This window comes from Nonomuraea purpurea (genome assembly GCF_042650645.1).
Classification (GTDB): domain Bacteria; phylum Actinomycetota; class Actinomycetes; order Streptosporangiales; family Streptosporangiaceae; genus Nonomuraea; species Nonomuraea purpurea.
In genome coordinates this window covers 206,945-222,004 of the sequence record NZ_JBHSBI010000012.1, presented here as the reverse complement: position 1 = coordinate 222,004, position 15,060 = coordinate 206,945, and the positions used below count along the sequence as shown (strand labels likewise).

Genomic DNA, 15,060 nt, shown 5'->3' with positions numbered 1-15,060 from the left:
TATGGGGCATGCTCCCGCGCGATGTGATCTCCACCGGCTCCCTGATCCTGCGGCCCCCGGGCGAGGGCGACGTCGAGGCGATCACGGCGGCCTGCGGCGATCCGGTGATGGCCCGCTTCCTGCCGCTGCTGCCCGCGCCGTACGAGGCCTCCGACGCGCGCGCCTTCCTGGCGCGGGCCGAGGACAGGTGGCGTGAGGGCGGCGCGGAGTTCGCGATCACCGAGAACGGCCGGTGGGCCGGCTCCGTCGACGTCCTGCCGCCGGACCGCTGGGGCGCGGCCGAGATCGGCTACCTGGTGGCGCCGTGGGCGCGGGGCAGGAACGTGGCGGGCACGGCCGTGCGCGCGGTCTGCGACTGGGCCTTCGACCAGGGGGTGCGCAGGCTGGAGCTGCAGAGTGAGCTGGAGAACGTGGCGAGCCTGCGGGTGGCCTACAAGGCGGGCTTCCACGAGGAGGGCCGGCGGCGGGAGGCCAAACGGCTGCGGGACGGGCGTCATGCCGACTTCGTCCTGTTCGGCAGGCTCGCCGGGGACGCCGTCGAAGACACCAGGCCGTACCTGCCGCCGTTCGAGGGCGGGGAGCTGTCCGACGGGGTGGTGCGGCTGAGCCCGATGACCGTGGCCGACGCCGCCGACTACCTGCGGATGATCAACGAGCCGACGGTCGCGGCCTACGCCATGGCGCCGGCGGGCACGCTGGAGGACGCCGAGCGGCGCTGCCGCCACACCGGCTACTGGTGGGTGTCGGGGCAGCGGATCGAGCTGGGCATCCGGGAGGCCGTCTCGGGCGCGTTCGCGGGGCACATCCAGTTGACGCAGGTCGCCCCCGTGCTGGGGCAGGCGATGGTCGGGTATTCGCTGCTGGCGGCCTACCGGGGCAAGGGGCTCATGACGCGGGCGGTGCGGCTGCTGGTGGACTGGACGTTCGCCAACACCGTCCTGCACCGGATCGTGGCGGGCACGAACGTGGACAACGCGGCCTCGCAGGCGGTGCTGGAGCGGACGGGGTTCCTCACGGAGGGCGTGCACCGGGAGATGCTCCCGGGGCCGGACGGGAAGCGGGCCGATGACATGCTGTGGGCCCGTGTACGACCGTCGTAGGGCACGGCGGCCGGCGTTCGAGCCTGCCCGCCGCGCCCTCATACGGATAGACCGGATCCCGGGAAAGACCCGGCCGTTTCCCGGACACATTCACGCCGGCATTCGCCCGCGCTCCGCCCTCTTCGACGCCGCCCGGCGCCCGCGGATTTTCCCTTCAATTAACGCATCCTTCGCAAACTCGCAATATTTCCCGGCAGCCCCTCCGCACCCCTCAACGCCTTGCCGGACGGCCCGCCCGTCGTCCCCGCGGGCCCTGCGCCCCACCCCCGGCCATCGATCCCGAGGGCCTTTCCCCCGCCCCGCGTTCAAGCGTCAGAACAAGGAAGCACACAAACCCTCTGGTCATTCACCGGTAACGCCGGCCTGGGCAGATCGTCCGCAGTAAGGACGCCCGCGGCCCCGCCTTCAGGCGGCGGGGGCGCGGGCGTCGCGGGCCGGTGAGAGGTCCTACCCTCGATGGGCTTCGAAGCGCATGGTGCGGGAGACGCCGACGCGGACCGTCGTGCCGGGTGCGATGGTGACGGGCTCGTTGGGCGGGATGTCGTAGAAGTTGGGGTCGCCGGGCGGCTGGATCTGGGTGCCGTTGACGGAGCCGAGGTCGACCAGGTTGACGTCCCACCCGTCGAGGGCCACCCGCAGGTGCCGCCGGGACACCGACCCGTCCGGGCTGGTGACCTTGGCGGGCCTGGCGGTGCCGCCGGCCACCTCGGGGGCACGCTCAGGGTCGCGGCCCAGCAGGTAGTCGCTTTCCAGGGGCAGCGCGGTGCCGTCGTCGAGGACGAGGACGCCGAGCGCGGGGCGCGGGCCCTTGTAGGGGACGAGGGTGCGCTGCACCAGGGCGATGCCGCAGACGGCGCAGTAGGGCACGCGGGGGTCGTTGAAGTGGTCGTTCTTGCAGTCGACCCCGTAGACCAGGGGCCGGTCGCCGTGGTCGGCCTGCTGCTCCTGGGGCGGCGGCGGGCCCGGGTGGTCGAAGTGGTCGGGCTGGCCGAGCATGGGCGGCGCGGGCTGGTCGAAGTGGTCGGGCTGGCCCATGTGCGGCGGGGCCGGCTGGTCGGCGGTGCCGCCGGCCGGCGGCTCGTCCTCGAAGGGGAAGTGCTGATGGGGGTCGGGCAGGGGCGGCGGCTGCTCCTGGAGGAAGGCGGGGGGCTGCTCCACGGGGGCGGCGAAGGGCGCCTCCTGGGGCCCGGAAGGCGGGCCGGGGGGCGGCCCCACGGGCGGGGCCGGCACGACCGGCGGCTGGTCGGCCAGCGGGTAGGGCGGGCGCTCGACCTGGGGCTGGGAGGGCTGCTGGACGAGGTCGGGCTCGAGGTGGTAGCCCGTGGCGGGCATCTCGCTGGTCAGCGGCCGGGAGGGGGCGTGGGCCACGGGCTGGTCGGTGAGGTCGCCGACGAGGCCGCCGCCGTGCACGATGCCGCCGTCGAAGCGGACGACCTCGGGGGGGGCGCCGGCGCCGGGCAGGCTCAGCTCGACCTGGTCGACGCCGCCGGTGACGAGCCGGTCGGCCCAGGTCAGGGAGTCGCTGCCGGCCAGCCGCGTCTCGCCGGAGTGGGTGGTGATGGTGGCCGCGGCCGAGCCGCTGACCAGGACGGCGACGCCGCCGCCGCCGACGGGGCCGGCGACCGCGCAGGTGGCCGGGTCGCCCGCCATGTTGGCCGCCAGGACCTGGGCGGCGCGCCGGGCCAGGGCCCGGCCGTCGCCGCCGGAGGCGGCCGTCTCGCGCAGCGCGTCGAGCAGGTCGTCAGCGGTGCCCTCGCCGGGGTCGCACACCAGCAAGAGCCCGCCCTCATAGGCCACCAGGCCGTTTCCGGGAAGCGGACGCACCAATCCGAAGCCGTGGTCGCTCATGAACCCTCCTTCGTCGGGCCCATGTTCCCCTGCTCACTGATGACCTCGACAAGCTCGCTCATGAACCCTCCTTCGTCGGGCCCATGCTTCCCTGCTCACTGATGACCTCAACGAGCCCGTCGCCGCCTGAGGTTGACGCAGGGAGTGTCATGCGTCCTCCCTCATGACGACCGTGCTGCGCTCATCGGTGCCCTCGCTGCGCTCGGTCACTCAACTCTCCTCCCCGGAAGCCCGCGTTGTTACGGCACCCGCACTCGCCGTGCTGGCCACCAGCCATACGCATACCCAGACGGCGAGGCCGTGTCGCGGGCCCGCCGTCTCGATTCGGTGAACCGGTGGGCCGCAACAAACCCCTCAACTGTGCAAGTTTGGCCAAACAGCACACTATCGGCCAGTCGTCGCATCGCGGAATTCCGGCCCACCTGAAAGTGCTGGACACGACCCTATCCATGGGTCGCCGGTTAAACGAGTGGGACAAATCAGACGCCGGTGAAAACCCGGTTCACATCGGCGGTGGCGAGCACGCCGTAGATCTCGCCGCCGTCCTCCACGAGGAGGTACTCGCTGCCGGGAGCCTCGCGCATGGCGTCGATGAGCGGCTCGCCGGTCAGGTCGGCGCCGAGCACCATGGACGGCTCCAGGGACTTGGCCAGGGAGCCGACGTTCACCCAGGGGCGGCGGTGCTCGGGGGTGGCCTGGACGGCGGCCTCGTTGACGATGGCCAGGGGCTGGCCGTCGTGGCCGACCACGACCAGGGCGCCCGCCCTGCGTTCGCCGGCCTGCCGCAGCGCCTCCGACAGCGGCGTCTCGGCGGTCACCGGCATCGCCCTGCGCGCCAGGGCGCGCGCGTTGACCTGCGGGATCCTGGCCCGGATCTTGGCCACGCGCAGCGACTGGGAGGCGCCCATCCAGATGAAGGAGGCCAGCACCAGCGGCCACAGCAGGTCGGTGATGTCGAGGTCCTGGCCGCCCAGCAGCGACGTGGTGACGGGGAAGGCCACCAGCAGCACGGCCAGCACCCGCCCGCCCCAGGCGGCCACGACGGTGCCGGAGCCGGGGTTCTTGGTGAGCTTCCACACACCGGCGCGCAGCATCCGGCCGCCGTCCAGCGGCAGGCCGGGCATGAGGTTGAACACGCCGACGATGAGGTTGGCCACCCACAACTGCCAGACGAGCAGTTCGGGGATGCCGCCGTTGTTGATCAGGAAGATGTCGCCGAGCAGGCCGAGGCCGGCCAGCCCGAGCGAGAGCGCCGGCCCGGCGGCGGCGACCATGAACTCCTTGCCGGGCGTCGGCGGCTCCTTCTCGATCTCGGAGACGCCGCCGAGGAGGTAGAGGGTGATGCGGCGCACCGGCAGGCCGTACCACTTGGCCAGCACGCTGTGGGCCAGTTCGTGCAGCAGCACCGACACATACAGCAGCACCGCGAAGACGAACGCGACCGCGTAGGCGGCTGTGCTGTCGAGTTCTGGCAGCATCTGCCGGAAGCGTGGCCCGAACATCATCGTGATGAAGGCCGCGACGACGAACCAGGTCCACGAGACGTACACCGGGATGCCGAACGGCTTCCCCATCCGAAGACCCGAGAACTCCCGCCGCGGGCTCTGCTCGCTCACCGCACTCCTCTTGACCGTCTCTGCCGCCGGCGGACCCGCCTTCCCTCTTCCTGCCCGGACAGAGGACCTATATGGCGGATTCCCAGCGGTACGTGCTGTTGCTGCCTTGATGCTACGCGCCAGATCACGAGATCCTGGTTTCGCGGGCGTTATTCTGTCGGGATGTTGACCTAGAGTGCGGTGCATGACGTTGACCGAACCGGTGATCATCGGAGCCCTCTCCCCCTCCCGGGCGGGCGACTTCATGACCTGCCCCCTGCTGTACCGCTTCCGTGTCGTCGACCAGTTGCCCGAGAAGCCCTCCCCCGCCGCGGTGCGGGGCACGGTGGTGCACGCGGTCCTGGAGCGCCTTTACGATCTGCCGGCGCCGCGGCGTTCCGTGGCGGCGGCGCTGGAGCTGCTGGAGCCGCAGTGGCGGCGGCTGCTGGCCGACGATCCGCAGTACGAACGGATGTTCGCCGATGAGGCCGAGCAGGCGCAGTGGCTGGAGCAGGCGCGCGGCATGCTGGAGCGCTATTTCACGCTGGAGGATCCGACGCGGCTGGAGCCGGCCGAGCGCGAACTCTACGTCGAGGCGGTGCTGGAGGGCGGGCTGATGTTGCGGGGTTACCTCGACCGGCTCGATGTGGCGCCCACCGGCGAGGTGCGGGTGGTCGACTACAAGACCGGCACGGCGCCGGGGCCGGAGTTCGAGGCCAAGGCGCTGTTTCAGATGAAGTTCTACGCGCTGGTGCTGTGGCGGCTGCGCGGGCAGGTGCCGCGGCTGCTGCAGCTGGTCTATCTGGGCGGCGCGGGCGAGGTGCTGCGTTACGCACCCGACGAGGACGATCTGCTGGCCACCGAGCGCAAGGTGATGGCGTTGTGGTCGGCCATCGAGCGGTCGCTGGAGAGCGGCGAGTGGCGGGCGCGCAGGAGCCGGCTGTGCGACTGGTGCGATCATCAGGCGCTGTGCCCGGAGTTCGGCGGCACGCCGCCGCCGGTGCCCGACCGCCAGCCGGGCGACACCGTGCGCAGCAACCGCCGTTCCGCGACCGACGAGCTGTGATCAGTGATCAAGTGGAAGGATGCGGCTAATCCTCCCGAGGGAGGAGGTTACGGGCTCTCACCTGGTCCTACAGTGAAGCGGTGCGCATAAACCGAACCAGGCTCCACGACACGGTGCTGGCCGGCGTGGTGGCCGTGGCCTCGGTGGCGCTGTTCGCCCTTTACAGCCCCGACCGGTTGCAGGCCGAGGGGGTCTCCGTCGGCGGGTTGCGGGCTCCGGACGCGTTCGGGGCGGTGCTGGTGCTGCTGGCGTGCCTGCCGGTGGCGGTGCGGCGGAGCTGGCCGGTGGCGGCGTTGTGCGCGGGGCTGGCGCCGGAGATCCTGCTGGCCGTGTCCGGCTACGGCTCCGGCGCTCCGAGCCTGCCGGGTCTGGTGCTGCTGTATTCGGTGGCCTCCTATCGGGGGCTGGCGGTGGCGCTGGCGTCGTTGCTGGCGTCGCTGACGGCCTACGCGGTGGGCGCGATGCTGGGCCCGATCAGCGTGGCGAACTGGCGCGAGCACATGGTGGTGGCCGTGGTGCTGGTGGCGGTGTGGGGGGCGGGCCGCAACCTGCGCCTGCGCCGGGCCTACCTGGAGGAGCTGCGTGACCGGGCGCAGCGGCTGGAACGCGCGCACGCGGCCGACACGCGGGCGGCGCGGGCCGAGGAGCGTTCGAGGATCGCCCGCGAGCTGCACGACGTGGTCGCCCACCACGTCAGCGTGATGACGGTGCAGGCCGCCGCGGCGCGCAGGGTGCTGGCCGCCGACCCCGATCTGGCGCGCGAGGCGCTGTCGGCGGTCGAGCACACGGGCCGGATGGCGATGACCGAGATGCGCAACATCGTCGGCGTGCTGCGTACCGACTCCCGCGCCGAGCTGGGCCCCCAGCCGGGCGTGCAGGATCTGCCGGCGCTGGCCGAGCAGATGCGCGAGGCGGGCCTGCCCACGCGCCTCGACGTCGAGGGCGATCCTCGGCCGCTGCCGGCCGGGGTGGACCTGGCGGCCTACCGGCTGGTCCAGGAGGGGCTGACGAACAGCCTGCGGCACGCGGGCGCGGGCGCCAAGGCGGTGGTGACCGTCCGCCACGAGCCGCGCGAGCTGGATGTGCGGGTGGAGGACGACGGCCGCGGGAGTCCGCCTGTGGCCTCGCAACCGGGCCATGGTTTGGTCGGCATTCGCGAACGGGTGGCACTCTATGGTGGAATCCTGAGCATCGGTCCACTGCCGGGGGGCGGTTTCGAGGTGCGCGCGAGGTTCCCGTTGAAGGACGGCCAATGACGATCAGAGTGCTGCTGGTGGATGATCAGCCGCTGCTGCGCACGGGATTCCGCCTGATTCTGGAGGCCGAGCCCGACATCACGGTGGTGGGCCAGGCGGGCGACGGCAAGGACGCCCAGGAGCAGACGCGGGCGCTGCTGCCCGATGTGGTGCTGATGGACATCCGCATGCCCGGGGTCGACGGCATCGAGGCGACGCGCAGGATCGTGCGGGAGGCGGCGCCGGCGGCGCACGTGCCGAAGGTGCTGGTGCTGACCACGTTCGACCTCGACGAGTACATCGTGGAGGCGCTGCGCGCGGGCGCGTCGGGGTTCCTGCTGAAGGACGTGCCGCCTGATGAGCTGGTGCAGGCGATCAGGGTGGTGGCGGCCGGCGACGCGATCGTGGCGCCGAGCGTGACGCGGCGCCTGCTCGACCGGTTCGCCGCGAGGCTGCCCTCGGCCTACGAGCAGTCCGCTCCCGCCCGGCTCGACCGGCTGACCGAGCGGGAGCTGGAGGTGCTGCGGCTGATCGCCAAGGGCATGTCCAACGCGGAGATCGCGGCCAAGCTCGTGGTGAGCGAGACGACCGTCAAGACGCACGTCGGCAACGTGCTGACCAAGCTGGGGCTGCGCGACCGCGTGCAGGCCGTGGTGCTGGCCTACGAGACGGGCCTCATCACGCCGGGCGCCATGTCCTGACCCCTCCGGGCCCCCGCTCAGGAGGCGGGGGCGGGGGCGTTCTCGGGGAAGTGGCAGGCCACGCGGTGGCCGGGGGCCGAGTCCTGCAGCGGCGGCTCGACCGTTCTGCAGATCTCCTGGGCTTTCCAGCAGCGGGTGTGGAAGCGGCAGGCGGGCGGCGGGTTGAGCGGGCTGGGCACGTCGCCGGTGAGCCGGATGCGCTCGCGTTCCTTGCGGGCCTTGGGGTCGGGCACGGGCACGGCCGACAGCAGGGCGTTGGTGTAGGGGTGCATGGGCGAGCTGTAGAGCTGCTTGCGGTCGGCGATCTCGACGATCTTGCCCAGGTACATGACGGCGACCCGGTCGCTGATGTGGCGCACCACCGACAGGTCGTGGGCGATCACGACGTAGGTGAGGTCGAGCTCGTTCTGCAGGTCTTCGAGCAGGTTGACGACCTGGGCCTGGATGGAGACGTCGAGGGCGGAGACCGGCTCGTCGGCGATGATCAGCTTGGGTTTGAGCGCGAGCGTGCGGGCGATGCCGATGCGCTGGCGCTGGCCGCCGGAGAACTCGTGCGGGTAGCGGTTGTAGTGCTCGGGGTTGAGCCCGACAAGGTCGAGGATGTCCTGGACGGCCTTCTTGATGCCGCTTTCGGTTTCGATGCCCTGGATGCGGAACGGGGCGCCGACGATGGTGCCGACCGTGTGGCGGGGGTTGAGCGAGGAGTAGGGGTCCTGGAAGATCATCTGCATGTCGCGGCGGAGCGGCCTGAGCCTGCCCTGCGTCATGTGCGTGATGTCCCGGCCCTCGAAGACCACCTTGCCGGCGGTGGGTTCGAGCAGGCGCGTCACGAGGCGGCCGGTGGTGGACTTGCCGCAGCCCGACTCCCCCACCAGGCCGAGCGTCTCGCCCTTGAACACCTCGAAGCTGATCCCGTCGACCGCCTTGACGGCGCCCACCTGCCGCTTGAGCAGGCCTTGGGTGACGGGGAAGTGCTTGGCCATGTCCTGCACGGAAAGCAGCGGCTCGTTGTCGGTCACTGAGTCTCCAGCACTGGCTTGATCTCGTTGTCCCACAGTTCCCGCCGCTCGGTCCGGTCGAGGTGGCAGCGCACCAGGTGGCCGCCCTCGGTCTCGGCCAGCGCGGGCACCTCGGTCTTGGCCTTCTCGCCGCTCTTGTCGGCGTAGGGGCAGCGGGGGTGGAAGGCGCAGCCCGGCGGCACGTTGATCAGGGACGGCGGGGAGCCCTTGATCGGCAGGAGCCGTTCGGTGGGCTCCCGGTCGAGGCGGGGCATCGATCCCAGTAGACCCCAGGTGTAGGGGTGCTCGGGACGGTAGAAGATGTCGTCGGCGGTGCCGTACTCGATGCACTTGCCCGCGTACATGACCAGGATGTCGTCGGACAGCTCGGCCACCACGCCCAGGTCGTGGGTGATGATGATCAGCGCGGAGTCGAACTCGCGCTGCAGGTCGAGCATCAGGTCGAGGATCTGGGCCTGCACGGTCACGTCGAGCGCGGTGGTCGGCTCGTCGGCGATGAGCAGTTCGGGGTCGCAGGACAGCGCCATGGCGATCATGGCGCGCTGGCGCATGCCGCCGGAGAACTCGTGCGGGTAGGAGTCGACGCGGCGCTGCGGCTCGGGGATGCCGACCCGGCCGAGCATGTCGACGGCGTGCTTCCTGGCCACGGCCTTGGAGACCTTGTGGTGGATGCGGTACGCCTCGATGATCTGGTCGCCGACGGTGTAGAAGGGGTGCATCGACGACAGCGGATCCTGGAAGATCATCGACATCTTCTTGCCGCGCAGCCCGCGCACGTGCTCCTGGGAGGCGCTGACGAGCTCTTCGCCGTCGAGCCAGATCTCGCCGGAGATGTCGGCGCCCTTGCCCTTGTGCAGGCCGAGGATGCCGAGGCTGGTGACCGACTTGCCGGAGCCGGACTCGCCGACGATGCCGAGCGTCTTGCCCCGGTCGAGGCTGAAGGTCAGCCCGTCGACGGACCTGACCACGCCGTCATCGGTCGGAAAGTGGATTTTGAGGTCTTTGACCTGCAGAAACTCACTCATGCCAGCCTCACCCTCGGGTCCACGACCGCGTAGAGCAGGTCGACGATCAGGTTGGCCAGGATGATGAAGGTCGCCGCGACCAGGGTGACGCCCATCACCTGGGGGAGGTCGTTGTTGCCGATGGCGTCGACCGCGTACTTGCCGATGCCGGGCAGGGAGAAGGTGCTCTCGGTCAGCACCGCGCCGCCGAGCAGCAGCCCGAGGTCGAGGCCGAACATGGTGAGCACGGGTGTCAGCGTGGCGCGCAGCCCGTGTTTGAGCACCACGACCCGCTCCGGCAGGCCCTTGGCCCTGGCGGTGCGGATGTAGTCCTCCGACATGGTCTCCAGCATGCCCGCCCGGGTGAGCCGGGCGTAGCCGGCCGCGTACAGGAAGGCGAGCGTCACCCAGGGCAGGATGAGGTTGTTGGCCCAGACGAACGGGTCTTCGGTGAAGGGCACCCAGTCGGCGACGTCGCCGACGAGGCCGAGCTGGTCGCGGAAGATCGCCAGTGAGATGATGCCGGTGAAGAAGATCGGCAGTGACACGCCGGCCAGGGCGATGCCCATGGCGGCGCGGTCGAAGAAGCTGCCGCGCCGCAGCGCCGACACCACGCCGGTGGCCACGCCGAAGATCACCCACACGACGGCGGCGCCGAGCGCCAGCGACAGCGTGATCGGCAGGCGGTCGAGCAGGTCGGGCAGCACCGGGTTCTGGGTGATGTAGGAGTAGCCGAGGCAGGGCGCGGGGCAGAGCTCGACGCCGGGGCCGTAGTTGCGCTCGACGCCGACGAAGACGCCCTGCACGAAGCGCCCGTACTGGACGAAGATCGGGTCGTAGAAGCCCAGCCGGATGGCCGTGTCGTGAATGACCTCGGCGTTGGCCGCCTTGCCCACGTAGCGGGAGGCGAGGTCGTCAGCAGACATCCCAGCGAGCCGAGGCACGAGGAAGAAGATGGCGAACGTCGTGATGCTCACCACGAAGAGCAGCATGACAGCCGCTATCAACCGTCTGAGAATGTATGTGAACACTGATCTCGGCGAGGGCGGCCGGGCCTGGTGGGCCCGGCCGCCGAAGCCTTCACCTGCTTTCGACGAACGTTCCGGCGGGGTTCACCGTCGGGGCTGTTACTGGGTGCTCAGCGTGAGGAACTCGTACATGCCCCAGTTCTGGCTGATGAAGACGTTCTTGAGCGTCGGCGGCCGGTAGAACAGGCCCCGCGCCCAGACGTAGGGCAGGATGAACGCCGAGTCCATGACCTGCTTGTCGACCTGCGCCCAGATGGCGTTGCGCTTGGTGTCGTCCTGCTCGGCGGCCGCCTGGTCGATCAGCTCGTCGATCTTCGGGTCCTTGACGCCCAGGTTGGTGTTGCCGGCCGGGCGGATGACGCGGCTGTCGACGATCTGCTGGAAGAAGCCGAAGCCCTCGGGGTAGTCGGCGCCCCAGCCGTAGACGATGATGCCGAGGTTGTTGTTCTTGGCGAAGTCGGGCTTGCCGGCGTAGAGCTTGAAGTAGTCGCCCTGCGGGTAGCCCTTGATCTCCAGCTTGATGCCGACCTTGTCGAGCGACTGCTGCAGCGCCTCGGCGGTCTGCTTCTCGGCGGCGCGCTCGTTGCGGTAGGAGATCGTGGTGCTGAAGCCGTTGGGCTGGCCGCAGGCCGCGAGCGCCTCCTTGGCCTTGGCGATGTCGCCGGCCGGGGCGGCCTCGACGCCGTAGGGGTCGATCTTCTGGTAGCCGGTCATCTTCGAGGGCATGAGGCTGAGCGCGATGTCGCCGCCGGCCTCGGGGCCGCCGTAGGCGCCCTGGATCGCGGAGCGGTCGGCCGCGTACATGATCGCCTTGCGGCAGTTGATGTTGTCGAGCGGCTTGACGTCACCGTTGATGTTGGCGAACCAGGTGCGGTCGAGCGGGGCCGAGTCGGCGTACTGCTTGACCTTGTCGTCGGTCAGGATCGTCTTGCGGGCGTTGGCCGACACGCCGGTGCTGTTGATCTTCACGTCGATCTTGCCGGACAGCAGCCGCTGGTCGAGGTCGTCCTCGTTCTGGCCGAGCAGCACCTCGACGGAGTCGTTGAGCTGCTTGCGGTTGGGGTCGCTGGCCGGGTCCCAGTTGGGGTTCTTGACGAGCTCGATGCGCTTGGTGAGCTCGTGCGCCTTGAACATGTAGGGGCCGGTCGAGACCGGGTGCTCCTTGTACTTGGTGCCGGTGTCCTTCGCCTCGGGCACGGGGGCCGTCTGCGAGAGCATGGCGAAGTAGTCGAAGCCGCCGTAGGGCCTCTTCAGGTGGAAGACGATCGTCTGGTCGTCGGGCGTCTCGATGGCCTTGAAGTCGTCGAGCTTGCCCTTCATCTTGTAAGGGCCGGTGTAGTCCTTGACGTCGAGCCAGTCGTTGAAGTACGTCGGGCCGCTGGGGTGGATCTCCTTGTCCAGCGAGCGGGCGACGGCGTACTTGACGTCGCGGGAGGTGACGGGCGAGCCGTCCTCGTACTTCAGGCCCGCGCGCAGCTTGTAGGTCCAGGTCTTGCCGCCGTCGCTGGCCTTGCCGAGCTCTTCGGCCAGGTCGGGGACGAGCTTGAGGCCCTCCTCGCCCGGCACCGGCTTGAACATGACCAGCGCGCGCGTGTACAAGCGGGCGAAGTTCCACGAGTAGCCGTAGTACATGTTGCCGGGGTCGACCGAGTCGAAGTCGCCCGGCATGCCCATGCGCAGCGTGCCGCCGGTCTTGTCGGAGGGGTTGACGATCTGCGTGACCGCGGCGTTGTACTGGCTGGCGGGCTTGTCGTCACCGCCGGGGCTGCCGGTGCTCCGGGAGCCACCACCGCCGCCGCAGGCGGACACGACCACGGCGAGTGCGGCGGTCACCGCGACTGCCGACGCCTTTGATCTTATCTTCATCGACCTGACACACCCCTTGTATCTAGGAGTTGAGAACTTGCGGGAAAAGTGAGGTCCTATCGGGCCTTGGGGTCGAAGGCGTCCCTGAGGCCGTCACCGAGCAGGTTGAACGCCAGCACGGTGATGAAGATCGCCAGACCGGGGAAGAGCATGTAGTTGGGCGCCACGTCGTAGTTGTGGACGGCGTCGGCCAGCATCCCGCCCCATGTGGGGGTCGGCGGCCGCACGCCCACGCCGAGGAAGGACAGCGCGGCCTCGAACAGGATGTTGGAGGGGATCAGCAGCGTCGCGTAGACCAGGATCGGCGCCAGCAGGTTGGGCAGGATCTCCTTGAACAGGATGGTGTGGTTGCGCGCGCCCAGGCTCCTTGCGGCGTCGACGAACTCCCGTTCGCGCAGCGACAGCGTCTGGCCCCGGATGATGCGCCCGATGTAGGGCCAGTTGAAGAACCCGATGATGAACACCAGCAGGCTGATCCGCAGCGTGTCGCCCGACATGCCGAACGCCTTGTCGGGGATGACCCCGGCCAGCGCCAGGGCGAACACCAGCAGCGGGAAGGCCAGGAAGATGTCCATCAGGCGGCTGATGACGGTGTCGACCCAGCCGCCGAAGAAGCCGGCGATCATGCCGAGCACGGTGCCGAGCACGACGCACAGCAGGGTCGCGAAGAAGGCGATCAGCAGCGAGATGCGGGCGCCGTACAGGATGCGGCTGAACAGGTCGCGGCCCGTGGTGGGCTCGACGCCCAGCAGGTAGTCCCAGCTCATGCCGCCGAAGGTGCCCAGTGGCGCCTGGATGGCGGGGTCGATCCTGTCGCGGTGCCACTCGTTCGGCGGGTGCCCGAACCAGGACACCAGCAGCGGCGCGAAGATCGCGATCAGGATGAGCAGGACGATGACGATGCCGCCGATCATCGCGATGCGGTCGCGTTTGAGGCGCATCCAGGCGATCTGTCCGAGCGAGCGGCCCCGGATGACCGAAGATCCCGTCCCCTCAAGCACGGTCTCCGGTCCGGCCTCCATGGTCGAGCCCGGAACGTCGAGCGGTGCGGTCATGCCAGTGGCCCCCTGGATTCCAGACGACGTCGTCCGTGTGGCGCGATCTCGGTCAGAGTAGTGCGCCCATGCGACTTAGAGCCCGCTTATCGCGGTCTCAGGAGGCAGAATCTATGGCCTGAGCTGCTGTGACCAGTCCCTCAGAGGCTGCTGTGGCTTAACTGTGATTGACGCGAAACGGATTCGTATCGATCTTGGGGAGAATGTCTACGAGTCGTCCCGGTTGCGTCTCAGAACTGTGACATAGCACTGCATCAGCTAATTCCACGGCGCTTCAGCAAGTCTTCGATGTCGGAGAAGTCGTCATCCTTGCGGGGCTGCTTGGGCGCCACGGCGGGCTGCTGGGGCGTGGCCGGGGCGGCCGGCTTGTTCGCTGAAGGCTGAACCGGGTCCTCGGTCTGCGGCTTGCTCTTCCTGCCGAAGCGCAGCTTCCTGCCGCGCATCACCCCGGAGACCACGAACAGCACCACCGACAGCCCGGCGACGGCGACGCCCGCCCACACCGCCGGGTTGAACACCAGCCCGGTGACGAAGCCGACGATCGTCGTGCCGATGGTCCACAGTGACTGCAGCGCGCCGGTCAGGTAGGCCGCCAGCGGCAGCAGCGCCCAGGCCCCCACCCGCAGGCCCGAGGCCGCGCCCCGGCGTCTGAAGGCCAGGAAGCTGAACACCAGCCCGGCGATGGTCACACCTGCACACAGCGGCAGCCATGCGATCGCGTTGAACGTTACCAAAGTCGCCGCCCCTCGTTGTGGCTCGTCTTCCCCATCCTGGCACGCGAAAGCGGTCCCCCATCCTCCGAGAGAACCACTTTTCCCCTAGGGGATCACGGCAGCAGCGCCCTGAGGTCGGCGACCGCGACCTCTCGCAGGCAGGAGACCACCAGGCGGCCGGGGGCCGCCTCGACGGGCAGCAGGCTGGGGACGGCCACCACGGCGCAGCCGGCCGCCGTGGCCGCGGCCACGCCGTTCGGAGAGTCCTCCAGGACGACGCAGCGCACCGGCTCGGCGCCCAGCAGCCGCGCGGCCGTCAGGTACGGCTCGGGGTCCGGCTTGGTGCGGGTGACGTCGTCGGCGGTGACCACGACGTCGAACCGGTCGCGGCCCACGCCCTTGAGGACCGCGTCGGCGATCTCCTTCAGCGACGAGGTGACCAGCCCCACGGGCACGCCCTCGGCGCGCAGCGCGTCGAGCAGTTCGCCGGCGCCCGGCATGACGCGCACCCCCTGGGTCAGGCGCCGCACCATGCCCTCGCTCATCCAGGACGCGACGGTCTGGGGGCTGACGTCCGCGCCGGAGACGGCCAGCATGTAGCCGACGGTGCGCTCCATGGACCCGCCGACCAGGTGGGCCTGGTGCTCGGGCGTCCAGGCGGCGCCGAGGCGGGCCATCACCTCGGTCTCGATCTCCAGCCAGACCCTCTCGCTGTCGACCAGCAGCCCGTCCATGTCGAAGAAGACCGCGTCCATCCCGTTCCCGTCGTGTTCGTCACGTGCCTGCGAGCAGTCCGCTCGCGCGTTAGCGATTGTGGCCGCCCGCCGGTG

13 protein-coding genes are annotated in these 15,060 nt (G+C 69.9%); 4 read left to right on the top strand and 9 right to left on the bottom strand.

The window, feature by feature from the left end; all coding sequences use genetic code 11:
- Positions 1-8 precede the first annotated feature (8 nt).
- Positions 9-1,100 carry a GNAT family N-acetyltransferase gene (locus tag ACFOY2_RS24635; RefSeq protein ID WP_379530439.1) on the top strand — a complete coding sequence of 364 codons (1,092 nt, stop codon included), beginning with the start codon at positions 9-11 and terminating at the stop codon, positions 1,098-1,100.
- A 447-nt stretch (positions 1,101-1,547) separates the two neighbouring features.
- On the opposite strand, the gene ACFOY2_RS24630 is transcribed toward ACFOY2_RS24635, so the two are convergent.
- Both ACFOY2_RS24630 and ACFOY2_RS24625 read right to left on the bottom strand, forming a co-directional pair.
- Positions 1,548-2,948: an FHA domain-containing protein gene (locus tag ACFOY2_RS24630; RefSeq protein WP_379530438.1), complete on the bottom strand. Its 1,401-nt coding sequence runs from the start codon at positions 2,946-2,948 to the stop codon at positions 1,548-1,550.
- Between the two features lie 479 nt (positions 2,949-3,427).
- Positions 3,428-4,564, bottom strand: a complete 1,137-nt coding sequence (locus ACFOY2_RS24625) for a site-2 protease family protein (RefSeq protein WP_379530437.1) — start codon at positions 4,562-4,564, stop codon at positions 3,428-3,430.
- A 184-nt stretch (positions 4,565-4,748) separates the two neighbouring features.
- Here ACFOY2_RS24625 and ACFOY2_RS24620 point away from each other — a divergent pair, with 184 nt between their 5' ends.
- The 3 genes from ACFOY2_RS24620 to ACFOY2_RS24610 all read left to right on the top strand — a co-directional run bounded on the left by ACFOY2_RS24620 (position 4,749) and on the right by ACFOY2_RS24610 (position 7,545).
- Positions 4,749-5,609, top strand: coding sequence for a RecB family exonuclease (locus ACFOY2_RS24620; RefSeq protein ID WP_379530436.1), 861 nt, complete (start codon positions 4,749-4,751; stop codon positions 5,607-5,609).
- Between the two features lie 80 nt (positions 5,610-5,689).
- A complete protein-coding gene (locus ACFOY2_RS24615; protein ID WP_379530435.1) occupies positions 5,690-6,865 on the top strand; it encodes a sensor histidine kinase in 1,176 nt (391 codons plus the stop codon).
- Positions 6,862-7,545 (top strand): response regulator, encoded by a 684-nt coding sequence (locus tag ACFOY2_RS24610; RefSeq protein ID WP_379530434.1) that lies wholly within the window; start codon positions 6,862-6,864, stop codon positions 7,543-7,545. The genes ACFOY2_RS24615 and ACFOY2_RS24610 overlap by 4 nt, the downstream gene beginning before the upstream one ends.
- A gap of 17 nt (positions 7,546-7,562) precedes the next feature.
- Here ACFOY2_RS24610 and ACFOY2_RS24605 read toward each other — a convergent pair whose 3' ends face one another.
- The 7 genes from ACFOY2_RS24605 to ACFOY2_RS24575 all read right to left on the bottom strand — a co-directional run bounded on the left by ACFOY2_RS24605 (position 7,563) and on the right by ACFOY2_RS24575 (position 14,985).
- A complete protein-coding gene (locus ACFOY2_RS24605) occupies positions 7,563-8,528 on the bottom strand; it encodes an ABC transporter ATP-binding protein (RefSeq protein WP_379530535.1) in 966 nt (321 codons plus the stop codon).
- Between the two features lie 32 nt (positions 8,529-8,560).
- Positions 8,561-9,589 carry an ABC transporter ATP-binding protein gene (locus ACFOY2_RS24600; protein ID WP_379530433.1) on the bottom strand — a complete coding sequence of 343 codons (1,029 nt, stop codon included), beginning with the start codon at positions 9,587-9,589 and terminating at the stop codon, positions 8,561-8,563.
- Entirely contained in the window at positions 9,586-10,599 is a 1,014-nt protein-coding gene (locus ACFOY2_RS24595) for an ABC transporter permease (RefSeq protein WP_379530432.1), read from the bottom strand. The genes ACFOY2_RS24600 and ACFOY2_RS24595 overlap by 4 nt, the downstream gene beginning before the upstream one ends.
- A 96-nt stretch (positions 10,600-10,695) precedes the next feature.
- Complete coding sequence (locus ACFOY2_RS24590) at positions 10,696-12,462, bottom strand: ABC transporter substrate-binding protein (RefSeq protein ID WP_379530431.1); 1,767 nt, start codon at positions 12,460-12,462, stop codon at positions 10,696-10,698.
- A 56-nt stretch (positions 12,463-12,518) separates the two neighbouring features.
- Positions 12,519-13,517, bottom strand: a complete 999-nt coding sequence (locus tag ACFOY2_RS24585; RefSeq protein WP_379530430.1) for an ABC transporter permease — start codon at positions 13,515-13,517, stop codon at positions 12,519-12,521.
- 254 nt (positions 13,518-13,771) lie between these two features.
- Complete coding sequence (locus ACFOY2_RS24580) at positions 13,772-14,251, bottom strand: cellulose synthase (RefSeq protein ID WP_379530429.1); 480 nt, start codon at positions 14,249-14,251, stop codon at positions 13,772-13,774.
- A gap of 92 nt (positions 14,252-14,343) precedes the next feature.
- Entirely contained in the window at positions 14,344-14,985 is a 642-nt protein-coding gene (locus ACFOY2_RS24575; RefSeq protein WP_379530428.1) for an HAD family hydrolase, read from the bottom strand.
- Positions 14,986-15,060: the final 75 nt, after the last annotated feature.